The sequence below is a fragment of the Pseudomonas sp. MN1F genome (assembly GCF_009391885.1).
Lineage (GTDB): Bacteria > Pseudomonadota > Gammaproteobacteria > Pseudomonadales > Pseudomonadaceae > Aquipseudomonas.
Genome location: NZ_VZII01000013.1, coordinates 12,205 through 33,919, shown reverse-complemented (window position 1 = coordinate 33,919; position 21,715 = coordinate 12,205). Strand labels below are relative to the sequence as shown.

Sequence of the window (21,715 nt, the reverse complement as noted above, 5' to 3'; positions counted from 1 at the left end):
TTCCGCTGGGGCGACCATTTTCCCGTCACTCGATACCCATGCGTCGCCTGGCCCGGTGCGCCGAGCCGTCGCGCATGGCCCAACGCAGGATCGGTGCTGTGCGCTGCAGGCCAAGGCGGATCATGCGCCGTTGCAGCGGCCCCTGCTGCAGGCCGAGCATGGCCTGGGCCCAGTCCGGCAGCAGGTCGATGCCTGCCAGCAGCATCAGCTTGCCGACTGGCTCGGCAAGGCGGCTCGGGGCCGGGGCCTCGAGCAGGATCCCGACTACTTCCAGGCTACGTGCGCTGCATTGCAGTTGTGGGCGCATCTGCTGCAGATAGTCCTCGACCTGCTGGCAGGAGCGTGGCACCCCACGGGCACCCAGGCGTTCGGCAATCAGGGCGATCTCGGCGTAATAGGCGTCCTGCTCGGCACGTGACAGCTGGGGATCGCGGTAGCGCAGGTGGGCAGCGAGGAAGCTGCTCACTTCGGCCACGTGCACCCAGGTCAGCAGGTCCGGGTCGCTGGCGGCATATGGACGGCCATCCGGCGCGGTACCGGTTACCTGCAAGTGGATGGTGCGCACCTTGTCGATCAGCCATTCGGCATCGCGGGTGGAGCCGAACGTGGTGCCGGAGATGAACTGGCTGGTGCGCCGCAGGCGACCGAGCAGGTCTTCGCGGAAATTGGAGTGGTCCCACACCCCGGCCAGAGCCAGCGGGTGCAGCAGTTGCAGCATCAGGGCGCTGATGCCGCCGACCAGCATGCTCGGGAAATCACCATGCACCCGCCAGCTGATGCTGTGTGGGCCGAACAGGCCGGGGTCGCCCTTGGGGGATTCGAGGTCGAGCTGACCGAGGGCCAGCCCGGTTAGGCTCATGACCTGGGTTTCGATGCGTCGGCGTAGGGCTTCCATGGCGTCCTGTGCGTCAGGACGGCCATGGCAAGTGGCCGCCCGTTATTGATTGAGGCGTGTGTCGATCAGGCCCTGTACCACGCTTGGGTCGGCCAGGGTCGAAGTGTCGCCGAGGTTGTCCAGTTCGTTGCAGGCAATCTTGCGCAGTATACGCCGCATGATCTTGCCCGAGCGGGTCTTGGGCAAGGCCGGGGCCCACTGAATCAGCTCCGGCTTGGCGAAACTGCCGATCTCCTTGCTGACCAGCGCCAGCAACTCGGCCTTTAGCGTGTCGTCCGGGTCGATGCCGTTCATGGGGGTAACGAAGGCATATACGCCCTGGCCCTTGAGGTCATGCGGGTAGCCGACCACGGCAGCTTCGGCGACGCTGTCGTGCAGCACCAGCGCGCTTTCCACCTCGGCGGTGCCGATGCGGTGGCCGGAGACGTTGATCACATCATCGATGCGGCCGGTGATCCAGTAGTCGCCGTCGGCATCGCGGCGGGCGCCGTCGCCGGTGAAGTAGTAGCCGGGCATGGGTTTGAAGTAGGTGTCGACCATGCGCTGGTGGTCGCCGTAGACGCTGCGGATCTGCCCGGGCCAGCTGGCCTTGATCACCAGCAGGCCGGCGCCGGGGCCTTCGATCAGCTGGCCTTTTTCATCCAGCAGCGCGGGTTGCACGCCGAACATCGGCTGGGTGGCACAGCCGGGCTTGAGCCTTTGGGCCCCCGGCAGTGGGGTGAGCATGATGCCGCCGGTTTCGGTCTGCCACCAGGTGTCGACAATGGGGCAACGTTGCTGCCCGACGGCTTCGAAGTACCACTCCCAGGCTTCCGGGTTGATCGGCTCGCCCACGCTGCCGAGCAGGCGCAGGCTTTTGCGCGAGGTACTCTGCAGTGGTGCCGAACCCTCACGCATCAACGCACGCAGGGCAGTGGGCGCGGTATAGAAGATGTTGACCTGGTGTTTGTCCACCACTTGCCAGAAGCGCGAGGTGTCCGGGTAGTTGGGTACACCTTCGAACATCAGCGAAATCGCACCGTTGGCCAGTGGCCCGTAGACGATGTAACTGTGGCCCGTGACCCAGCCGACGTCGGCCGTGCACCAGAACACCTCGCCCTCGCGGTAGTCGAACACCACCTTGAAGGTCATCGTCGCCTGCAGCAGGTAACCAGCGGTGGTATGCAGTACGCCCTTGGGTTTGCCGGTACTGCCGGAGGTATACAGGATGAACAGTGGGTCTTCAGCGTCCATCGGTTCGGGCGGGCAGTCGTCGCCGGCCTTTTCGGTGACTTCGTGATACCAGTGGTCGCGGCCCTCGCTCCAGGCGACATCGCCGCCGGTTCGACGCACCACGAACACGCTGCTTACCGCCGGGCAGCTGGCCAGGGCCTTGTCGACGTTCTGCTTGAGCGGGATGCGCTTGCCGCCACGCACGCTCTCATCGGCGGTGATCACGGTGCGGCAGTCGGCATCGAGAATGCGATCACGCAGGGCATCCGGGGAGAAACCGCCGAACACCACCGAATGGATGGCACCAATGCGTGTGCAGGCGAGCATGGCATAGGCGGCTTCGGGAATCATCGGCATGTAGATGCACACCCGGTCGCCTTTGTGCACACCGCGTGCCTTCAGGGCATTGGCCAGGCGGCAGACCTGGCGGTGCAGCTCGCGGTAGCTGATGGCCTTGGAGTCCTTGGGGTCGTCACCTTCCCACAACAGGGCAGTCTGCTCGCCACGCTGGGCCAGGTGACGATCGATGCAGTTGTAGCTGACGTTGAGTTGGGCGCCGTCGAACCAGCGAGCCTTGCCGGTGTTCAGGTCGCATTGCTGCACGCTCGACCAGGGTTTGACCCAGTCCAGGCGTTTGGCCTGTTCGGCCCAGAAGGTGTCGGGGTCATCGACCGACTGGCGGTAGAGGCGGCGGTAGTCGTCGGCGCAGAGGCTGGCGGACTGGCTGACGGCCAGGGCCTGGGGATACTGCTTGATATCGAACATGGCGGGTGGTCCTGCTCTTGTGAGGGGCGAGGGACAGCAGCGGCTATTCGATGGACAGTGTAGCTGGAGGGCGCGTTCAACCTGTGCCGACCCCAAGGTCGGCACAGGTTTGCGGTCAACCGCGGTGACGGCCGCGGAAGTAGTTGATCAGGCCCTGGGTGGAGCCGTCTTCGGCGCTGTCTTCGAGGCTTCCCACAAGACGCTGGTAAACACCTTTGCCCAGCTCCTTGCCCAGCTCCACGCCCCACTGGTCGAAGGCGTTGATGCCCCAGATCACGCTCTGCACGAACACCTTGTGCTCGTACATCGCCACCAGTGCACCCAGGCGGCGCGGGCTGATGCGTTCGACCACCAGGGTGTTGCTCGGGCGGTTGCCCGGGATCACCTTGTGCGGCGCGAGCTTTTCGATGTCCGCTTCGTTCAGGCCTTTCTGGCGCAGTTCGGTCTCGGCTTCTTCACGGGTCTTGCCGAGCATCAGCGCCTGGCTCTGCGACAGGCAGTTGGCGTACAGCCACTGATGGTGGTCGGCCACCGGGTTGAAGCTGACCACGGGCACGATGAAGTCAGCCGGAATCAGCTGGGTGCCTTGGTGCAGCAACTGGTGGTAGGCATGCTGGCCGTTGCAGCCGACGCCGCCCCAGATCACCGGGCCGGTATCGGTCTTCACCGGGGTGCCATCCTGCAGCACGCTCTTGCCGTTGGACTCCATGTCCAGCTGCTGCAAGTGCTTGGTGATGTTACGCAGGTAATGGTCGTATGGCAGGATCGCGTGGCTGTTGGCGCCCCAGAAGTTGCCATACCAGACGCCCAGCAGGGCCAGCAGCACCGGCATGTTCTTGTCGAACGGCGCGGTCTGGAAGTGCTGGTCCATGGTGTAGGCACCCGACAGCAGCTCCTTGAAGTTGGCGGTGCCGATGGCCAGGGCAATCGGCAGGCCGATGGCCGACCACAGCGAGTAGCGCCCGCCTACCCAGTCCCACATCGGGAAGATGTTCTCTTCACGAATGCCGAAGGCCACGGCGGCGGCCTTGTTGCTGGACACCGCGATGAAGTGGCGGTACAGCTCGGCTTCCGAGCCGCCCTGGGCCAGGTACCAGGTGCGCGCGGCCATGGCGTTCTTCAGGGTCTCGAGGGTGTTGAACGACTTCGACGAGACGATGAACAGCGTGGTTTCGGCGCGCAGGTTCGCCGACAGCTCATGGAATTCGCTGCCGTCGATATTGGCCAGGTAGTGGCAACGCACGCCGCGCTGGGCGTAAGGCAGCAACGCTTCAGAGACCAGCTCGGGGCCGAGGAACGAGCCACCGATACCGATGTTGACCACATCGGTGATCGGCTTTTCGCTGTAGCCACGCCACAGGCCATCATGAATACGGCCGACCAGCTCGGTGATCTGGTTGAGTACCTTGTGTACTTCCGGCATCACGTTGACGCCGTTGACGCTGAGCTTGTCGCCTACCGGGCGGCGCAGTGCGGTGTGCAGCACCGGGCGGCCTTCCGAGGCGTTGATGATCTCGCCGCTGAACATCGACTTGATCGCATCCTGCAGGCCGACCTGTTCGGCCAGGTCCACCAGTAGCTTGCGGCTTTCGTCGGTGATCAGGTTTTTCGAGTAGTCGAGGAACAGGCCGCAGCAGCTCAGGGAGAACTGATCGAAGCGTTTGGCATCGGCGGCGAAGGCTTCGCGCATGCTGAAGCCTTGCATGGCGTCGCGGTGTTTCTGCAGGGCCTGCCAGGCAGGCAGGGCCGTCACATCGTGGGGGGTACGGTAATACGCCATTGCGCGGAATTCCTTGATGCGTGGTGAGCCTTGGACAGGGCAGTGATTGCCGGGTTCAGACTGGCCATCATTATAGGCAAAGGCCGCGCGCAGGGAATGGGTATGAAGGGAGGATTTTGGGGCCGCCAAGCGGCCCCAGGAGGCTTAGGCGGTCTTCTCGTCCAGGTGCAGATACAGGTTGTCGATCAACCGGGTGTTACCCAGATACGCCGCCACCAGGATCACCAGGTCCCGGTCACCAAAGGTCGCCGGGCGCAGGTTCAGCGCATGGCGCACTTCCAGGTAGTCCGGGCGCAGGCCGGCAGCGCTCAGCTGCGCCTTGCCTTGCTCGATCAGTGCCGCGAAATCGACCTGGCCGCGGCCAAGCGCCTCGCCGATCTGCTGCAAGGTGCGATACACCACCGGCGCCGTGGCCCGTTGCTCAGGCGTCAGGTAACCGTTGCGCGACGACAGCGCCAGGCCATCTTCGGCGCGCACGGTTGGCTCACCGATGATCTGGATCGGCATGTTCAGGTCGCGCACCATGGCGCGGATCACCGCCAGTTGCTGGTAGTCCTTCTCGCCGAACACGGCCAGGTCCGGCTGGACCATGTTGAACAGCTTGTTGACCACGGTCGCCACACCTTCGAAGTGCCCTGGGCGGCTGGCACCGCACAGGCCTTCGGACAGGTTGGGCACGCTGACGCGGGTTTGTACGCTCATGCCGTCGGGGTACATCTCTTCCACGGTGGGCGCGAACAGCAGGTTGCAACCGGCCTGCAGCAGGCGCTCCTGGTCGGCGGCGAGGGTGCGCGGGTATTTGTCGAGGTCTTCGTTGGCACCGAACTGCAGTGGGTTGACGAAGATGCTGGCGACCACGAAATCGGCACGTTGGGCGGCCTTGGTCACCAGCGCGGCGTGGCCGCTGTGCAGGTTGCCCATGGTCGGCACGAAGCCGATGCGCTTGCCTTCACCGCGTGCACGGGCGACGGCGGCACGCAGTTCGCGGACGGTCTTGACTGTGTTCATGCGCTGAATCCGTGCTCGGCGGCGGGGAAGGTAACGTCCTTGACGGCCTTGACGTAGGCGGTGAGGGCGCTCTGGATATCCGGCTGGCCTTCCATGAAGTTCTTCACGAACTTCGGTACCCGGCCGCTCAGCGACAGGCCGAGCATGTCGTGCAGGACCAGTACCTGGCCATCGGTGGCGTTACCGGCACCGATGCCGATCACCGGAATGTTCACCGCCTGGGTGATTTCTGCAGCCAGTTCGCTTGGTACGCATTCGAGCAGCAGCATCGCCGCGCCGGCTTGCTCCAGGGCAATGGCATCGGCGCGCATCTGCCGCGCTTGCGCTTCCTGGCGGCCCTGGACCTTGTAACCGCCCAGCACGTTGACGGTCTGCGGGGTCAGGCCCATGTGCGCACACACCGGCACGCCGCGTTCGGCCAGCAGGCGGATGGTTTCGGCCAGCCAGGCGGCGCCTTCGAGCTTGATCATGTGGGCGCCGGCCTGCATCAGCGTGGCGCAGTTGGCGAAGGCCTGCTCGGGGGTGGCGTGGGCCATGAACGGCAGGTCGGCGAGGATCAGCGCACCCTCATTGCCGCGTTTGACGCAGGCCGTGTGGTAGGCCATCTCGGCAGTGGTGACGGGCAGCGTACTGTCATGGCCTTGCAGGACCATGCCCAGGGAGTCGCCCACCAGCAACACGTCGACGCCGGCCTGGCTGCAGGCCTTGGCGAAGGTCGCGTCGTAGCAGGTCAGCATGGTGATCTTTTCACCCCTGGCCTTGAGGCCATGCAGGGTGGTCAGGGTTACTTCAGGCATGTAGGAAAATCCTCGTTCAGGCGCTGTGAAAAACGACTGCATACAACGCGTGTAGTCATCTTCCGGAGCGGCACATCATCGCGCGTGATGTTCGGGCACAGGTCCGTCCGGGCCTAAATACGGGTATGCGGCACTTTGGTGCCACACGGGACGCCTATAGTCGTGAGCGAGGTGGGGGAAGTCAATCACCCTGTTACCGCATTGTTACTAACAGGGTGTTACTGGCGTTACCGTGTCCTGGTGAATATCTCAAACGCCCGGTTTACAGGCGTTCCAGGCCGACGAATGGGCAGGCTTCGAGGAGTTGGGCGAGCGCGCGGCCATCGGCCAGGCAGAAGTCGTCCGCCACCAGTTCGGCCAAGGGGTACAGCACGAAGGGGCGTGCATGCATGTGGTAGTGCGGCACCTGCAGGCGTGGCACGTCGATGACTTGGTTACCGAACAGCAGGATATCCAGGTCGAGGGTGCGCGGGCCCCAGCGCTCCTGGCGCACGCGGCCCTGGTCGTTCTCGATGGCCTGCAGGGCGTCGAGCAGGTCCAGTGGTGCCAGGGTGGTGTCCAGGGCTGCCACCGCGTTGGTATAGCGCGGCTGGCCGGGCAACAGCGAATCGCTGGTGTACAGCGCCGATGCGCCCGCCAGGCGGCTGTCGGTAATCTGGTCGAGCGCCTGCAGGGCGCTGCGCAGTTGTTCTGCGGGCGCGTCCAGATTGCTACCGAGGCCGATGAAGGCGCGCGTGGTCACTCGAACGCCTCGTCACCGCCGCTGCGCTTGCGCTTGCTGCCACTGCGCTTGCGTTTGCGCGGGCCGGCACCGGTGCCTTCGTCACGGCTGCCAAGCTCGCGGATCATCTCGCGGCGCTCGCTGTCATTGGCATCCTGGTAGTCGGTCCACCACTGGCCGAGCTCGTCGGTTTCCTCGCCGGCGCTTTCGCGCAGCAGCAGGAAGTCGTAACCGGCACGGAAGCGTGGGTTGTCGAGCAGCAGGTCGGCACGCTTGCCGCTGCGGCGCGGCAGGCGTTCCTGCATGTCCCAGATCTCGCGGATCGGCAGGGTGAAGCGCTTCGGAATGGCGATGCGCGCGCACTGCTCGGCGATCAGATCGTGGGCCGCGCCGTTCATGGCGGGGATCGGCGGCACGCCTTGGTTCTGCAGATGCAGCACGCGGCCTGGCAGGGCTGGCCAGAGCAGGGCGGCGAACAGGAAGGCCGGGGTGACCGGCTTGCCTTGTTTGACGCGCAGGTCGGTGTTGTTCAGCGCCTGGCTGATCAGGGTATGGGTGTAGGTCGGGCGCTCGTCCAGGGCATGGGCACTGGCTGGGAACAGCGGCTCGAACAGCTCCAGGTCGACCAGCATTTCGAAGGCGATGGCGCCCTGCCCGGAGAGGAACAGCTTGAGGCATTCCTCGAACAGGCGTGCTGGCGGGATCTCGCGCAGCAGCGGGGCCAGTTTGCGAATCGGCTGGAAGGTGTGCTTCTCGATGCCGAAGTTGAGCTTGGCCGCAAAGCGCACCGCGCGCAGCATGCGCACCGGGTCTTCCTGGTAACGGTGGGTCGGGTCGCCGATCAGGCGCAACAGGCGGTTGCGGATGTCGTGCACGCCGTTGGCGTAGTCGAGGATGCGCTCGCTGACCGGATCGTAGTACAGGGCGTTGATGGTGAAGTCGCGGCGTTGCGCGTCTTCTTCCAAGGTGCCGTACACGTTGTCACGCAGGATGCGACCACTGGCGTTGTGCGACGAACGGTGGCTATCGCCCTGGTCGTCTTCCGAGTGTGGCGCACGGAAGGTGGCGACTTCGATGATCTCACGGCCGAAATGCACGTGGACCAGCTTGAAGCGCCGACCAATGATGCGCGCGTTGCGGAACTCGGCACGGACCTGCTCGGGCGTGGCGCTGGTGGCGACGTCGAAGTCCTTGGGCGTGATGCCCAGCATCAGGTCGCGGACGCAGCCACCGACCAGATATGCCTGGTAGCCCGCACTCTGCAGGCGCTCGACGATGTTCACCGCGTGGCGGCTGAACTGGTGGCGCTGCAGCGAGTGTTGGCTCTTGTTGATCACCTCAGGCGTGGTGCGCCGGTGGTGCTGGCCCGGTACGGGAGGGCGGAACGACTGGAACAGCTTCTTCAGCATGGGATGCACTGTTTGAAGGAATGTTCGGCCAAGAATAGGAGAATGGCCGCATGATGGGCGGGGATTCTAGCATTTACTCGGGGAATGGTGTAGGCGGTAGCAGGAGAGCCTGCCGAAGGGGAGAAACGACAAGGGGAGCCTAAGCTCCCCAAGAAGTCGTTGCGTGCTCTTATTGTTTTTTTACTGGGCTTCTTGTTTTTGTTGAGTGCCCTGTCCACAAATCTCAAAGCTTGTGGACGACCCCCAATCCAGGGGTAAAGAGCAAACGGATTGCTTTGGCCGCTGATGTCACGTTGATCCTTCGATCCAACCAGTTCAGGCGCTGCTTTTAAGTGCAGTTTTTGTTGTTCTCTGCCTGGTCGTGGGGCAAGCCCCAAACACGCATCCTCTCCAAAAGAATCAGTTAGCTGCGCCTCCGCCGTCTTGTTTTTATTGTGCGTGAGCCGTTTCGTCTTGTTCTTATTCTGAGTTGCTGTGCTTGTTATTGTTCTTGTACCAGACATATAGCAGGTGCCGTGCCAACTTTTTGAAACCCAGTAAAATCAAGGGGTTGAGGCGATTCGGCGGATTTCGGCAGGTCGAAAATGCAGGTTTTTCGTTACCGTACACCTCGGGAACTGTTACGTCGGAAAGGTTGGGTAACAGATTTGTGCGGGACCTGAGGTGTTACCTGGGGGAGGGGCTGTGGCCTTACCGCCGCGAAGCGGGCGGTAAGGCGGATGGCGCTCTGAATCAGTTGTCGCTGGTTACGTTGCTCTTGCGCCGCGGGATGCCCAGGCGCTGGCGCCGTTCCCACAGGCACTTGCGGCTGACACCGAGCTTGCGTGCCAGCTCGGTCTCGGTCATGTGGTCCTGGTGCTCGAGCACGAAGTGCTGGAAGTAGTCTTCCAGCGAAAGGTCTTCGGTCGGCTCATGGCTGGCACTGCTCGCGCTGGCGCTGGCCGCGACCAGGGCATTGTCGAGGAGGTCATCCTCTTCAAGGTCGCTCAGCTCGATGTCGATGCCCAGCATGTCGGCGGAAATTTCCGCGCTCTCGCTGAGGATCACCGCGCGCTCAACGGCGTTTTCCAGTTCGCGTACGTTACCCGGCCAGCTGTAATGACGAATGGCTTGCTCGGCTTCGGCCGAGAAGTGCAGGTCGTCACGGCCGATGCGTGCGCTCTGGCGGGCGAGGAAGGCATTGGCGATCTCGTTGACGTCACTGCCGCGTTCGCGCAGGGCCGGCAACTTCAGGGCGATCACGTGCAGGCGGTAATAAAGGTCTTCGCGGAACTGCCCGGCCTTGGCCAGGTTCTTCAGGTCGCGGTGGGTCGCGGCGATCAGGCGCACGTCGACTTTTTGCGACTGTACCGAACCGACCCGGCGAATCTCGCCTTCCTGCAGCACGCGCAGCAGGCGCGCCTGGGCTTCGAGCGGCAGCTCACCGATTTCGTCGAGGAACAGGGTGCCACCGTCGGCGGCTTCCACCAGGCCGGCACGACCGGCGCTGGCGCCGGTGAAGGCGCCTTTTTCGTGGCCGAACAGTTCCGATTCGATCAGGGTTTCCGGAATCGCCGCGCAGTTCACCGAAATCATCGGCGCCTTGGCGCGCCGCGACAGGTTGTGCAGGGCACGGGCGACCAGCTCTTTACCGGTGCCCGACTCACCCTGGATCAGCACGTTGGAGTCGGTGGGCGCAACCTTGCGGATCTTGCTGTACATGTCCTGCATCGGCGGGCACGAACCGATGATGCCGATCTCGCCATTGGCGGCGGCGGCAGCCTTGTCGGCTGGCGCGGCCTTGCCGTTGGCCCGCGGCTCGGCGGCCGGGGACGGCGCGGCTGCCGGGGCGTTCTGGCGGTCGCGCAGGATGCGCGCCACGGCCTGGAGCATTTCATCGTGGTCGAAGGGTTTGGCGATGTAGTCCACCGCGCCCATCTTCATCGAGTCCACCGCCGAGCGCAGGCTGGCGTAGCTGGTCATGATCAGCACCGGGGTGCCCTGGCCGAGCTTGATCAGCTCGGTGCCCGGGGCGCCCGGCAGGCGCAGGTCGCTGACGATCAGGTCGAAGGTGGCAATGCTGAAGCGTTCCTGGGCTTCCTGCACCGAGCCGGCTTCGCTGACCTGGTACTGGTTGCGTTCGAGTAGCCGACGCAGGGCCGAGCGGATGATGGTTTCGTCTTCGACGATCAGAATATGCGGCATTGATTCAATTCTCTCGACGGTCTCGAATTTCAGGGGACGTCGCTACGACATGCCGGGGCAGGGTCACGCGGATCCGGGTGCCACGTTGCCGTTCGATGTCGGCCGGGCTGTCGATGGTGATTTGCCCATAATGCTCTTCCACGATGGAATAGACCAGAGCGAGCCCCAGTCCGGTTCCTTCGCCCGGGTCCTTGGTGGTGAAGAACGGTTCGAACAGGCGGTCCATGATGTTCTTCGGGATCCCGCTGCCTTCGTCCTCGACGATCAGGTCGACGGTGTGCTCGCTGACTTCGCTGCGCACCCGCACGGCGCTGCCGGGCTTTGATGCGTCGCGGGCGTTGGAGAGCAGGTTGATCAGCACCTGGGCAAGGCGCTGTGGATCCCCCTCGGCCCAATGGTCCGGGTCGCAGAGGTTGAAGAACTGTACTTCGAAGTTGCGCCGGTTCAATGCCAGCAGACCGATGGCGTCTTGCGCCACCTCGGCCAGGCATACCGGTTCTTCGCTGTTCTGATGGCTGCCGCCAGCGTGGGCGAAGCTCATCAGCGACTGGACGATGCGCGACACGCGCTTGGTCTGTTCGAGGATCTGGCTGGACAGCTCGATGATTTCGCCATCGCCTTCGCGCTCCTCGCGCAGGTTCTGCGCCAGGCAGGCGATGCCGGTGATCGGGTTGCCGATTTCGTGAGCCACGCCGGCCGCCAGGCGGCCGATGCTGGCCAGGCGCTCGGAATGCACCAGCTTGTCTTCCAGGGCCTGGGTTTCGGTGAGGTCTTCGACCAGTAGCACCAGGCCGCTGTTACCGGGCGCCAGGGGCTCGTCGATGGCCGCCTTGTGCAGGTTCAGCCAGCGCGGCTGGCCGTCCAGCGCCAGGCGCTGCTTGTGCAGGTGCTCGTCGGGCACGTTGATGAAGCCTTGCAACAGGCCGCGCCAGGGCTCGTCAATGGTCATCAGGCGCGAGCCGACCACGTGCTTGGCAGCGATGCCGGTCAGCTCTTCCATGGCCTTGTTCCACATGAGGATTTCCTGGTCCTTGGCCAGCGAGCAGACGCCCATGGGCAGCTCCTGCAGGGTCTGGCGGTGGTAGCGGCGCAGGGCGTCGAGTTCGGCGGCCAGGCCGGTGAGGCGCGAGTGGTAGTCTTCCAGGCGGCTTTCGATGAAGTGGATGTCCTCGGTAACGTAGTTCTCGTTACCGGACTTGTATGGCAGGAAGGTCTCGACCATGTCCTGGGCCACACTCGGCCCCATCAGGCCAGAGAGGTTGGCCTCGATACGGTCACGCAGGCGGCGCAAGGCATAGGGGCGGCGCTCGTCGAACGGCAGGTAGAGGTCGCGCAGGGCCTGTTCAACTTCCTTTTGCGCCGCCTTGGCGCCCAGCGGCTTGGCCAGCTGGGTGGCGAATTCCTGTGGCGATGCGGCATGCAGCTCGCGGCGCTGTGGCCGGCGCACGTTATCCACGGCGCAGGCTTCGGCCGCGCTGACTTCTTCGCTGCTGGCATTGGTGAACAGTGAAATCAGCGTAAACAGCAGAACATTGGCTGCCAGCGAAGCGATGGCCGCCATGTGCCAGCTGGTGTCATCGAGCACATAGATCATGTCCAGCAGCGGGATGTAGAAGCCCTGCAGGTTGCCCAGCAGCGGCAGCAACATGGTCACCAGCCACACCACGGTCCCGGCCAGCAGCCCGGCGATGAAGCCGCGGCGGTTGGCGGTCGGCCAGTACAGCACCGACAGCACACCTGGCAGGAACTGCAAGGTGGCGACGAAGGCGACGATGCCCAGGTTGGCCAGGCTCTGGTGGTTGTTCTGGGTCAGGTAGAAGACGAAACCGGCCGTGATGATGGCGACGATCAGCGCCCGGCGGGTCCATTTCAGCCAGCGGTAGATATTGCCTTCGGCCGGTGGCTGGTACAGCGGCAGCACCAGGTGGTTGAGGGCCATGCCCGACAGCGCCAGGGTGGTGACGATGATCAGCCCGCTGGCGGACGCAAGCCCGCCAACGTAGGCCAGCAAGGCCAGCGCCTGGTTGTTGGCGGCGATCCCCAGGCCCAGGGTGAAGTACTCGGGGTTGGTGCTGGCGCCCAGGCGCAGGCCGGCCCACAGCACCAGCGGTACAGCCAGGCTCATCAGCAGCAGGAACAGCGGCAGGCCCCAGCTGGCGCTGACCAGCGAGCGCGGGTTGAGGTTTTCGGTGAAGGCCATGTGGTACATGTGCGGCATGACGATGGCCGAGGCGAAGAACACCAGCAGCAGCGTGCGCCATGGCCCTTCCTGCAGCGGTGTGTGCAATGCCGCCAGGGCAGTCTGGTTCTGCAGCAGCCACACTTCCAGCTGGTGCGGGCCGCCGAACACGCCATACAGCGCGTACAGGCCGATGCCGCCCAGGGCCAGCAGCTTGATCACCGATTCGAAGGCGATGGCGAACACCAGGCCTTCGTGCTTCTCACGGGTGGCGATGTGGCGCGAGCCGAAGAAGATGGTGAACAGGATGATCAGCGTACAGAAGGCAAAGGCCACCCGGGCCTTGACCGGTTCGCCGGTGAGGATGCTGATCGAGTCCGCCACCGCCTGGATCTGCAGGGCCAGCAAGGGCAGCACGCCGATCAGCATGATGACGGTGGTCAGTGCGCCGGCCCAGGTGCTGCGAAAGCGGAACGCCAGCAGGTCGGCCAGTGACGACAACTGGTAGGTGCGGGTGATCTTGAGGATCGGATACAGCAGCACCGGCGCCAGCAGGAAGGCACCGGACACCCCCAGGTAACAGGCGAGGAAGCCGTAACCGTATTGATAGGCCAGGCCCACCGAACCATAGAAAGCCCAGGCACTGGCGTAGACGCCAAGCGACAGGGTGTAGGTCAGTGGGTGGCGAATGATGGAACGCGGGATCAGCCCACGCTCGCTGATCCAGGCCACGCCGAACAGCACCATGAGGTACGCGGCGCTGATCAGGATCATCTGGGTCAGGCTAAAGCTCATCGGCATCTCGTTGGCTCTGCAGGATGAAGGTGACGACGATCAGGATCAGCCAGAGCAGGTAGGGGCGGTACCAGGCACCGGTCGGTTCGATCCACCAGTCCATGATGGCCGGGGAGAACAGGTAGATCCCCACGACCAGAAGCAGGACCAAACGATAGATGTACATGCTGGCCTCGATGGTTGGGCGCTGCGGGCTTGGACTTATTATTGGCGCAAATGGCTGGGGGGATGCTAGCGGGAATCCATAGGGTTCGCCAAGGGTTTGAATTTGTTGGGCTTTTGATTTTTAGAGGTGTGTTGCCTGTGCCGGCCTCACAACAAATCGGCCTCTGGCACCGTGGCCCGCTGCGCAATCGCGTCCGGCCGCCACTGCTTGCGGGCAATCGCCAGCACTTCAGCAGGGGTCGCCAGCAGTAACTCCGGGTCTGCTTCCTGGCCCAATGCCCGCAACGCTCTCAACAACAGCGGCGTCGCATGCTCCGCCTGCAACGGCGGTGAACGGTACGACTTGCCCAGCTTGTGCCCATCCGGTTGCACGATCAGTGGAATATGCAGGTAACGCGGTTGCGAAAAGCCCAGCAACTCCTGCAGGTACAGTTGGCGCGGCGTGTTGTCGAGCAGGTCGGCGCCGCGCACGATGTCGGTGATGCCTTGCCAGGCATCGTCCAGCACCACCGCCAGTTGATAGGCATACAGCCCATCACGGCGCTGGATGACGAAATCGCCCACTTCGCGCCCCAGGTGCTGCTGGAACTCGCCCTGCACCCGGTCAGTGAAGCGGTAGGTCAGTTCTGGCACCCGCAGCCGGATCGCCGCACCTTCACGGGCATGCCCGGCGTTGCGGCAAAAGCCTGGGTAAATGCCGTTGTGCCCCTCCAGCTGCTTGCGCGAGCAGGTACAGGCGTAGGCCAGGCCCATGCTGAACAGGCGGTCGACCACAGCGGCATAGGCTTCGTGGCGCTGGCTTTGATAAACCACTTGGCCATCCCATTCCAGGCCGTAGCGTTCGAGGGTCTGCAGGATCGCGTCGCGAGCCCCTGGCATTTCCCGGGGCGGGTCGGTGTCTTCCATGCGCAGCAGCCAGCGGCCGTCTACCGCGCGAGCGTCGAGCCACGAGGCCAGGGCGGCGACCAGCGAGCCGAAGTGCAGGAAACCGCTCGGAGTAGGGGCGAAGCGTCCGATGTAACGGGAGTCTTTCATGGCATTGCCGGGCATATAAATGAAACGGGGCGCATGATGCGCCCCATTCGGATAGAGGAAGAGTCAGCCTTTGCCGACGGTCTTTTCCTTTTTCTCCGAGATTTCCTTGCAGTCGAAGCACAGGTCGGCGGTCGGGCGGGCTTCCAGACGGCGCAGGCCGATCTCGATACCGCAGGACTCACACCAGCCGTAATCGTTGTCCTGGATCTTCTGCAGGGTCTTGTCGATCTTTTTGATCAGCTTGCGCTCGCGATCGCGGTTGCGCAGCTCCAGGGCGAACTCTTCTTCCTGGCTGGCGCGGTCGGCCGGGTCGGGGAAGTTGGCTGCCTCGTCCTTCATGTGGTCCACAGTGCGGTCCACACTGGTCATGAGCTCTTGCTTCCAGGCCCCGAGAAGCTTGGTGAAGTGCTTTTTCATGGGCTCGCCCATGTACTCTTCGCCCTTGGTCTCTTTATAGGGCTCGACACCGTACATGGTCTGACCGGTTTTTTGCTTTTCTACGGTGGACATGAATAGACCGCCTCTCACTCATCTGATCCAATGCGCAGGCTGCTCCATCTCCGGCACCCGCCGGCCCTGCGACTGCGAGCCGCCGAACTTACCAGATAGATCGGGGGTGCGCTACCCCGCCCGACCCTAGCTGTTGACAGCGGCACGCGCCTCACGTTCGCTGCCGTGCAAAGGTAGAATCAACAGTTTAGACCCAATTGAGAGAAGGTCATGGCCCACACCTACAGTGCGCGCAGCCGCGCCATCGAACCCTTCCACGTCATGGCCTTGCTGGCGCGGGCCAACGAGCTGCAAGCGGCCGGCCATGATGTGATCCACCTCGAAATCGGCGAGCCGGACTTCACCACCGCCGCACCGATCGTCGCTGCCGGGCAGGCCGCATTGGCTGCCGGGCATACCCGCTATACCGCCGCCCGCGGGCTGCCAGCACTGCGCGAGGCCATCGCGGGCTTCTATGGCCAACGTTACGGCCTGCAGATCGACCCTGAGCGGATTCTTGTCACGCCGGGCGGTTCCGGGGCGCTGCTGCTGGCCAGCAGCCTGTTGGTCGACCCCGGCAAGCACTGGTTGCTGGCCGACCCGGGTTACCCGTGCAACCGCCACTTCCTGCGCCTGGTCGAGGGCGGCGCGCAACTGGTGCCGGTGGGGCCGGAGGTCAACTACCAGCTGACTGCCGACCTGGTCGAGCGGTACTGGGACAAGGACAGCGTCGGCGCCCTGGTCGCCTCGCCAGCCAACCCGACGGGTACCGTGCTGGGCCGCGACGAGCTGGCCAGCCTGTCCAAGGCCACCCGTGAGCGCCATGGGCACCTGGTGGTGGACGAGATCTACCACGGCCTGACCTATGGCATGGATGCGCCGAGTGTGCTGGAAGTGGACGACTCGGCGTTCGTCCTTAATAGTTTTTCCAAGTATTTCGGCATGACCGGCTGGCGGCTTGGCTGGCTGGTGGCGCCACCCAATGCCGTGACCGACCTCGAGAAGCTGGCGCAGAACCTCTACATCAGTGCCCCGAGCATGGCCCAGCATGCGGCGCTGGCCTGTTTCCAGCCAGAGACGCTGGCGATTTTCGAAGAGCGCCGTGCCGAATTCGCCCGCCGCCGCGACTACCTGTTGCCGGCCCTGCGTGAACTGGGCTTCCGCATTGCCGTCGAGCCGCAGGGGGCGTTCTACCTGTATGCCGACATCAGCGCGTTCGGTGGCGATGCCTTTGCCTTCTGCCAGCACTTCCTCGAAACCGAGCACCTGGCCTTCACCCCGGGCCTGGACTTCGGCCGCCACCTGGCCGGCCACCATGTGCGGTTTGCCTATACCCAGAGCCTGCCGCGCCTGGAACAGGCGGTCGAGCGCATTGCCCGTGGGCTGCGGAGCTGGCAGGGCTGAATGGTGTTCTTTCCCCAACTTGAGCAGGGGCGCCTGCTGCGTCGCTACAAGCGCTTCCTGGCTGACATCGAGCTGACCAGTGGCGAGCAACTGACCATCCACTGCCCGAACACCGGTTCCATGCTCAACTGCATGCGCGAGGGCGGGCAGGTGTGGTTCAGCCGCTCCAACGACCCCAAGCGCAAGCTGCCAGGCACCTGGGAAATCAGCGAAACGCCCCAGGGCCGCCTGGCCTGCATCAATACCGGGCGTGCCAATGCACTGGTTGAAGAGGCACTGCGCGCCGGGTTGATCCACGAACTGGCTGGTTTTACCGCGTTGAAGCGTGAAGTGGCCTACGGCGAAGAACGCAGCCGGGTGGATTTTCGCCTGGAATTTGCCGGCGGGCCGGCCTATGTCGAGGTCAAGAGCGTGACCCTGGGTTATCCGGATACCGCCGTGGCGGCGTTCCCGGATGCCGTGACCCAGCGTGGCGCCAAGCACTTGCGCGAGCTGGCGGCCTTGGCCCGTCAGGGCATTCGCGCGGTGCAGCTGTACTGCGTGAACCTTACCGGCATCGCGGCGGTACGCCCTGCCGATGAAATCGACCTCGCTTATGCCAACGCCTTGCGCGCTGCGGTGGCAGATGGGGTCGAGGTGCTGGCCTACGGCGTACGCCTGGATAGCGAGCAAATCGTCATCGACCGCCCGCTGCCGGTGCTGCTCAACCCTTGAGCCAGATCCCCTGGCTGTCTTCATGGCAGTCCAGGGCCTGCAGCATTTCGCCTTCGCAGGGGCCGGCCACGCACTCACCACTCTCCATCAGAAACAGTGCGCCATGATGGGCGCAGTGGATCAGGCTGGCGCTGTCGTCGAGAAAGGCGTCTTGCGCCCAGTTCAGCGGGATGCCGCGGTGAGGGCAGCGGTTGCGGTACAGGTACACCTGGCCTTGGCGGCGCACACCGAACAGGTCGATGCCGTCTACGCTGAAGGCGCGGCTGTGGCCCTCGGCCAGGGCCGTGGAAGGACAGAGATAATGCATTGCAGGGAAGGCTCGTGAAACAAAGTGATGGCTTGACGCGTCAATGCGAATAATTATCAAATTGCCCGCATTTGCTGCGCCGCCCGCCTATGGTGCGCAGTTCCGCCGCCCGCCACAAGGCGTGCGGCCCTCCTTCAGAAGGAATCCGATGATGCGCCTTCCCGCTGCCTTGCTCGCCCTGTGCGCAGCTTTCGTTGCTTCCACCCAGGCCTTGGCCGCCGAATTGCCGCAGCGCTGGGTCAGCGCTGGCGGGGCACTGAGCGAGTGGATCAGTGAACTGGGCGGCGAGCCACGCCTGGTGGGCGTCGATACCACCAGCCAGCACCCCGAATCGCTGAAGGCCTTGCCGAGTGTCGGTTATCAGCGGCAGTTGTCGGCCGAGGGCATTCTCAGCCTGCGCCCGGATGTACTGGTGGGCACCGAAGAGATGGGGCCGCCGCCCGTGCTGGCGCAGGTGCGCAAAGCGGGGGTGCGGGTCGAGTTGTTCTCCAGCCAGGCCGATCTGGCTGCCGTGGACGAGAACCTCAGGCACCTGGGGACCTTGCTGGGCGCTGAGGAGAAAGCCGCACAGTTGGCGGCGCGCTATCACCAGCAACTCGCAGCGCTGCAATTGCAGGTCAAGCAGGCTCAGCAAAATCACAAGGCACCTGGGGTGTTGCTGCTGGTTGGGCATGCGGGCGCCAAGCCGCTGATTGCCGGGCAGGGTACCGCAGGTGACTGGGTGCTGCGCCAGGCGGGGGCGCGCAACCTGGCCGGGCACCAAGGCTACAAGAACTTCTCCAACGAGGCGCTGGCGGCGCTCGACCCGGATGTCGTGGTGTTCTCTGATCGTGCGTTGAGCGGCGAGCAGGCGCTGCAGGCGTTGCTCAAGGAAAATCCGGCGCTGGCCGCTTCCCGTGCCGTGCGCGACAAGCGCCTGGTGTCGCTCGACCCGACATTGCTGGTGGGTGGCCTTGGCCCGCGCCTGCCAACCGCCTTGCAGGAACTGGCGGCTGCGTTCTACCCGCCAAGCGCTGCCCAATGAAACAACGCATCCAGCCGCGGACGCTTTTTGTTTGCCTGACATTGTTGTGCCTGCTGGCCGTCTGGCTGTCGCTGGCCTTGGGGCCGGTCAGCCTGCCGCTATGGGACACCTTGCGCGCCGGCCTGCGTTTGCTCGGGCTGCCAATTGCCCCGGGGGGCCTGGAACAGGCCGACATGATCCTTGGCCAGATCCGCATGCCCCGCACGCTGCTGGGGCTGGCAGTGGGCGCTGTGCTGGCGCTTTGCGGTGTGGCCATGCAGGGGCTGTTCCGCAACCCGCTGGCGGACCCTGGCTTGGTCGGCGTCGCCAGTGGCGCGGCACTGGGGGCGGCGGTGGCGATTGTCGGCGGCAGCTGGCTAGGGGGCATCCCGGAATGGTTTGGCCCGTACCTGCTGTCGGCCTGCGCCTTCATCGGCGGGTTGGGCGTTACGGCACTGGTGTACCGGTTGGGACGGCGCGATGGTCAGACCAACGTCGCCACCATGCTGTTGGCCGGTATTGCGCTGACAGCGCTGGGCGGCTCGGCGGTGGGGCTGTTCACCTACCTGGCCGATGACGCCACGCTGCGCACGCTGACTTTCTGGAATCTGGGCAGCCTCAATGGCGCCAGTTACGAGCGGCTCTGGCCTTTGTTGCTGGTGACGGCGGGGGTTGCGCTGTGGCTGCCGCGCCGGGCTCAGGCGCTCAATGCATTACTGCTCGGTGAGTCGGAAGCGCGGCACCTGGGCATCGAGGTGGAGCGGCTCAAGCGTGAGCTGGTGTTCTGTACGGCTTTGGGGGTTGGCGCCGCAGTTGCCGCAGCGGGCCTCATCGGTTTCGTTGGCCTGGTGGTGCCGCATCTGGTGCGGTTGTTGGCTGGCCCCGACCACAGGGTATTGTTGCCAGCCTCGCTGTTGGCGGGGGGGACCTTGCTATTGTTCGCCGACCTGGTGGCGCGCCTGGTGTTGGCGCCGGCTGAATTGCCCATTGGCATCGTGACCGCTTTCATCGGGGCTCCGTTCTTCCTGTTTTTGCTGGTTCGAGGGCGTAATTGATGCTCGAAGTGCAAAACCTTCATTTGCGCCGAGGCAGCAATGAAGTGCTGCATGGCATCAACCTGCAGCTGCTGCCTGGCCAGGTACTGGGTGTGCTGGGGCCCAATGGCGCGGGCAAGAGCAGCCTGCTGGGGGCCTTGTGCGGTGAGCTCACGCCAAGCCACGGGCAGGTGACCTTGCAGGGCAAAGCCCTGGCCGAATGGCCGGGCCAGGCGCGGGCACAGCGCCTGGCAGTGTTGCCACAGGTATCCAGCCTGGGCTTTGCCTTCCGTGTCGAAGAAGTGGTCGGCATGGGGCGGCTGCCCCATGGCAGTGGTCGGCAGCGTGACCGGGAGATTGTCGAGGCAGCGTTGCGTGCCGCCGATGCCTGGCATCTGGTCGAGCGCAGTTACCTGGCGCTGTCCGGTGGCGAGCGCCAACGTGTGCATCTGGCTCGAGTTCTGGCCCAGCTGTGGCCGGGTGAACAGGGTGCCACGCTGTTGCTCGACGAACCGACCTCCATGCTCGACCCTTTGCACCAGCATACGACGCTGGAGGCTGTGCGCAGCTTCGCCGACCGGGGTGCAGCGGTACTGGTGATCCTGCATGACCTGAACCTGGCAGCGCGCTACTGTGATCGCATCCTGCTCCTTGAAAGTGGGCGTTGCCATGCCCTGGCCGCACCACCGGAGGTACTGACGCCTGCCTCACTCAAGGCCGTGTTCGGGATCGAAGTGCTGGTGCAGGCGCACCCGGAACGGGGCCACCCGTTGATCATTACCCGTTAGGAGGCACTGCCCATGGGTCACCCTTTGCTGTGCGGTTCATTACTCTGCCTGGCGCTGGCGTTGGGGGGCTGCCAGGCCAGCCTGCCGCCTCTGCCGGCCTGGCAGAGCAGCGAAGGGCGGGATAACGCCGAACTGGGGCATATTCACGATCTGGCCAGCGGGCAGGTGATCAGCCCTGAGCAGCTGATCGAGGCCCTGGCCGCTGCGCCGCGGGTGTTGGTCGGCGAGAAGCATGACAACCCGGATCATCACGCCTTGCAGCTGTGGTTGCTGCGTGCGTTGCAGCAACGCCGGGCGCAGGGCAGCCTGCTGCTGGAAATGTTGCAACCCGAGCAGCAGGCCCGCGTCGATGCACTCGCGGGCCAGGCGCATTTGCCACAGGACCTGCCCAAGGCCCTGGCCTGGGAAGACGGCTGGGACTGGCAGCTTTACGGCCCTATCGTGCGAGAGGCCTTGCAATACCCTGTGCCGCTGCTGGCGGCCAACCTGTCACCCAGCGAAATGCGCCAGGCCTATCGGCACCCGACGGCGCTGTCGGGAACCCGGTCCAATGCGCCAGCGGTGAAGGCGGCACTGCTCGAGCAGGTAAAGCAGGGGCATTGTGGCCTGCTGCCGGAAAGCCAGCTGCCAGCGATGCTGGCCGTGCAACAACAACGGGATCGGCGTATTGCCGAACGGCTGCTGGCGGCGCCGCAGCCGGCATTGCTGCTTGCTGGTGCGTACCATGTGCGCAAAGACCTGGGGGTGCCTTTGCACCTCGCCGATCTGGGCGCGACAGGCGAGAGCAAGGTGGTGCTACTGGCCGAGGTGGGCGAGCAGGTCGAGACCGGGATGGCCGACTATGTCTGGTACACCGCGGCGATGCCGGAGCAGGACTACTGTGCCCAGTTGCGCCAATAGCGCTCACGCATCTGGCGGGGTAAACCTGCGGGCAAAAAAAGACCCGGCAAAATGCCGGGTCAATAACCGTGATTAGCCTGATGAGGAGATAATCTGAGAGTCCGAACCAGGGGCTCTTAGCTTATCCAACC

At 64.3% G+C, this 21,715-nt stretch carries 19 protein-coding genes; 6 read left to right on the top strand and 13 right to left on the bottom strand.

Going from position 1 to position 21,715, the window contains the following annotated elements; genetic code table 11:
- Positions 1 to 25: 25 nt before the first annotated feature.
- The 12 genes from F6X59_RS08670 to dksA all read right to left on the bottom strand — a co-directional run bounded on the left by F6X59_RS08670 (position 26) and on the right by dksA (position 15,455).
- The gene (locus tag F6X59_RS08670; RefSeq protein ID WP_152955887.1) at positions 26 to 895 is read right to left on the bottom strand and encodes an oxygenase MpaB family protein; all 870 of its coding nucleotides are present in this window, start codon (positions 893 to 895) and stop codon (positions 26 to 28) included.
- A gap of 42 nt (positions 896 to 937) precedes the next feature.
- The gene (gene acs / locus F6X59_RS08665) at positions 938 to 2,872 is read right to left on the bottom strand and encodes an acetate--CoA ligase (protein ID WP_152955886.1); all 1,935 of its coding nucleotides are present in this window, start codon (positions 2,870 to 2,872) and stop codon (positions 938 to 940) included.
- A gap of 115 nt (positions 2,873 to 2,987) precedes the next feature.
- The gene (gene pgi, locus F6X59_RS08660) at positions 2,988 to 4,652 is read right to left on the bottom strand and encodes a glucose-6-phosphate isomerase (protein WP_152955885.1); all 1,665 of its coding nucleotides are present in this window, start codon (positions 4,650 to 4,652) and stop codon (positions 2,988 to 2,990) included.
- A gap of 144 nt (positions 4,653 to 4,796) precedes the next feature.
- Positions 4,797 to 5,660 (bottom strand): pantoate--beta-alanine ligase, encoded by an 864-nt coding sequence (gene panC, locus F6X59_RS08655; RefSeq protein WP_152955884.1) that lies wholly within the window; start codon positions 5,658 to 5,660, stop codon positions 4,797 to 4,799.
- Positions 5,657 to 6,457 carry a 3-methyl-2-oxobutanoate hydroxymethyltransferase gene (panB, locus tag F6X59_RS08650; RefSeq protein WP_152955883.1) on the bottom strand — a complete coding sequence of 267 codons (801 nt, stop codon included), beginning with the start codon at positions 6,455 to 6,457 and terminating at the stop codon, positions 5,657 to 5,659. Before panB ends, panC begins: the two co-directional genes overlap by 4 nt.
- Positions 6,458 to 6,719: 262 nt before the next feature.
- Positions 6,720 to 7,199: a 2-amino-4-hydroxy-6-hydroxymethyldihydropteridine diphosphokinase gene (gene folK, locus F6X59_RS08645; RefSeq protein ID WP_346652450.1), complete on the bottom strand. Its 480-nt coding sequence runs from the start codon at positions 7,197 to 7,199 to the stop codon at positions 6,720 to 6,722.
- The gene (locus F6X59_RS08640; RefSeq protein ID WP_152955882.1) at positions 7,196 to 8,587 is read right to left on the bottom strand and encodes a polynucleotide adenylyltransferase PcnB; all 1,392 of its coding nucleotides are present in this window, start codon (positions 8,585 to 8,587) and stop codon (positions 7,196 to 7,198) included. Before F6X59_RS08640 ends, folK begins: the two co-directional genes overlap by 4 nt.
- A gap of 732 nt (positions 8,588 to 9,319) precedes the next feature.
- The gene (locus F6X59_RS08635; RefSeq protein ID WP_152955881.1) at positions 9,320 to 10,771 is read right to left on the bottom strand and encodes a sigma-54 dependent transcriptional regulator; all 1,452 of its coding nucleotides are present in this window, start codon (positions 10,769 to 10,771) and stop codon (positions 9,320 to 9,322) included.
- Between the two features lie 4 nt (positions 10,772 to 10,775).
- Complete coding sequence (locus F6X59_RS08630) at positions 10,776 to 13,751, bottom strand: sensor histidine kinase (protein ID WP_178120056.1); 2,976 nt, start codon at positions 13,749 to 13,751, stop codon at positions 10,776 to 10,778.
- Positions 13,735 to 13,911, bottom strand: coding sequence for a hypothetical protein (locus F6X59_RS08625; RefSeq protein WP_003250005.1), 177 nt, complete (start codon positions 13,909 to 13,911; stop codon positions 13,735 to 13,737). Before F6X59_RS08625 ends, F6X59_RS08630 begins: the two co-directional genes overlap by 17 nt.
- Positions 13,912 to 14,057: 146 nt before the next feature.
- The gene (gluQRS, locus tag F6X59_RS08620) at positions 14,058 to 14,945 is read right to left on the bottom strand and encodes a tRNA glutamyl-Q(34) synthetase GluQRS (RefSeq protein ID WP_152955879.1); all 888 of its coding nucleotides are present in this window, start codon (positions 14,943 to 14,945) and stop codon (positions 14,058 to 14,060) included.
- A gap of 63 nt (positions 14,946 to 15,008) precedes the next feature.
- Complete coding sequence (gene dksA, locus F6X59_RS08615; RefSeq protein WP_152955878.1) at positions 15,009 to 15,455, bottom strand: RNA polymerase-binding protein DksA; 447 nt, start codon at positions 15,453 to 15,455, stop codon at positions 15,009 to 15,011.
- Between the two features lie 210 nt (positions 15,456 to 15,665).
- Between dksA and F6X59_RS08610 the strand changes: the two genes are divergently transcribed.
- Positions 15,666 to 16,838 (top strand): pyridoxal phosphate-dependent aminotransferase, encoded by a 1,173-nt coding sequence (locus F6X59_RS08610; protein WP_152955877.1) that lies wholly within the window; start codon positions 15,666 to 15,668, stop codon positions 16,836 to 16,838.
- Positions 16,839 to 17,552 (top strand): DNA/RNA nuclease SfsA, encoded by a 714-nt coding sequence (gene sfsA / locus F6X59_RS08605; protein WP_152955876.1) that lies wholly within the window; start codon positions 16,839 to 16,841, stop codon positions 17,550 to 17,552.
- On the opposite strand, the gene F6X59_RS08600 is transcribed toward sfsA, so the two are convergent.
- Positions 17,542 to 17,859 (bottom strand): Rieske (2Fe-2S) protein, encoded by a 318-nt coding sequence (locus F6X59_RS08600; RefSeq protein WP_152955875.1) that lies wholly within the window; start codon positions 17,857 to 17,859, stop codon positions 17,542 to 17,544. The two genes, sfsA and F6X59_RS08600, sit on opposite strands and share 11 nt — an antisense overlap.
- Before the next feature lie 148 nt (positions 17,860 to 18,007).
- Here F6X59_RS08600 and F6X59_RS08595 point away from each other — a divergent pair, with 148 nt between their 5' ends.
- The 4 genes from F6X59_RS08595 to F6X59_RS08580 are packed head-to-tail and all read left to right on the top strand — an operon-like array spanning position 18,008 to position 21,584.
- Positions 18,008 to 18,883, top strand: a complete 876-nt coding sequence (locus F6X59_RS08595; RefSeq protein ID WP_152955874.1) for a hemin ABC transporter substrate-binding protein — start codon at positions 18,008 to 18,010, stop codon at positions 18,881 to 18,883.
- A gap of 50 nt (positions 18,884 to 18,933) precedes the next feature.
- The gene (locus F6X59_RS08590) at positions 18,934 to 19,917 is read left to right on the top strand and encodes an iron ABC transporter permease (RefSeq protein ID WP_178120057.1); all 984 of its coding nucleotides are present in this window, start codon (positions 18,934 to 18,936) and stop codon (positions 19,915 to 19,917) included.
- Positions 19,917 to 20,684 (top strand): heme ABC transporter ATP-binding protein, encoded by a 768-nt coding sequence (locus tag F6X59_RS08585; RefSeq protein ID WP_152955872.1) that lies wholly within the window; start codon positions 19,917 to 19,919, stop codon positions 20,682 to 20,684. Before F6X59_RS08590 ends, F6X59_RS08585 begins: the two co-directional genes overlap by 1 nt.
- A gap of 12 nt (positions 20,685 to 20,696) precedes the next feature.
- Positions 20,697 to 21,584: a ChaN family lipoprotein gene (locus tag F6X59_RS08580; protein ID WP_152955871.1), complete on the top strand. Its 888-nt coding sequence runs from the start codon at positions 20,697 to 20,699 to the stop codon at positions 21,582 to 21,584.
- Positions 21,585 to 21,715: the final 131 nt, after the last annotated feature.

Coding starts and splice junctions, on each gene's coding strand:
- F6X59_RS08670 (WP_152955887.1), bottom strand. CDS start 895: ATGGAAGCCCTACGCCGACGCATCGAAACCCAGGTCATGAGCCTAACC.
- acs (WP_152955886.1), bottom strand. CDS start 2,872: ATGTTCGATATCAAGCAGTATCCCCAGGCCCTGGCCGTCAGCCAGTCC.
- pgi (WP_152955885.1), bottom strand. CDS start 4,652: ATGGCGTATTACCGTACCCCCCACGATGTGACGGCCCTGCCTGCCTGG.
- panC (WP_152955884.1), bottom strand. CDS start 5,660: ATGAACACAGTCAAGACCGTCCGCGAACTGCGTGCCGCCGTCGCCCGT.
- panB (WP_152955883.1), bottom strand. CDS start 6,457: ATGCCTGAAGTAACCCTGACCACCCTGCATGGCCTCAAGGCCAGGGGT.
- F6X59_RS08640 (WP_152955882.1), bottom strand. CDS start 8,587: ATGCTGAAGAAGCTGTTCCAGTCGTTCCGCCCTCCCGTACCGGGCCAG.
- F6X59_RS08635 (WP_152955881.1), bottom strand. CDS start 10,771: ATGCCGCATATTCTGATCGTCGAAGACGAAACCATCATCCGCTCGGCC.
- F6X59_RS08630 (WP_178120056.1), bottom strand. CDS start 13,751: ATGCCGATGAGCTTTAGCCTGACCCAGATGATCCTGATCAGCGCCGCG.
- F6X59_RS08625 (WP_003250005.1), bottom strand. CDS start 13,911: ATGTACATCTATCGTTTGGTCCTGCTTCTGGTCGTGGGGATCTACCTG.
- gluQRS (WP_152955879.1), bottom strand. CDS start 14,945: ATGAAAGACTCCCGTTACATCGGACGCTTCGCCCCTACTCCGAGCGGT.
- dksA (WP_152955878.1), bottom strand. CDS start 15,455: ATGTCCACCGTAGAAAAGCAAAAAACCGGTCAGACCATGTACGGTGTC.
- F6X59_RS08610 (WP_152955877.1), top strand. CDS start 15,666: ATGGCCCACACCTACAGTGCGCGCAGCCGCGCCATCGAACCCTTCCAC.
- sfsA (WP_152955876.1), top strand. CDS start 16,839: ATGGTGTTCTTTCCCCAACTTGAGCAGGGGCGCCTGCTGCGTCGCTAC.
- F6X59_RS08600 (WP_152955875.1), bottom strand. CDS start 17,859: ATGCATTATCTCTGTCCTTCCACGGCCCTGGCCGAGGGCCACAGCCGC.
- F6X59_RS08595 (WP_152955874.1), top strand. CDS start 18,008: ATGATGCGCCTTCCCGCTGCCTTGCTCGCCCTGTGCGCAGCTTTCGTT.
- F6X59_RS08585 (WP_152955872.1), top strand. CDS start 19,917: ATGCTCGAAGTGCAAAACCTTCATTTGCGCCGAGGCAGCAATGAAGTG.
- F6X59_RS08580 (WP_152955871.1), top strand. CDS start 20,697: ATGGGTCACCCTTTGCTGTGCGGTTCATTACTCTGCCTGGCGCTGGCG.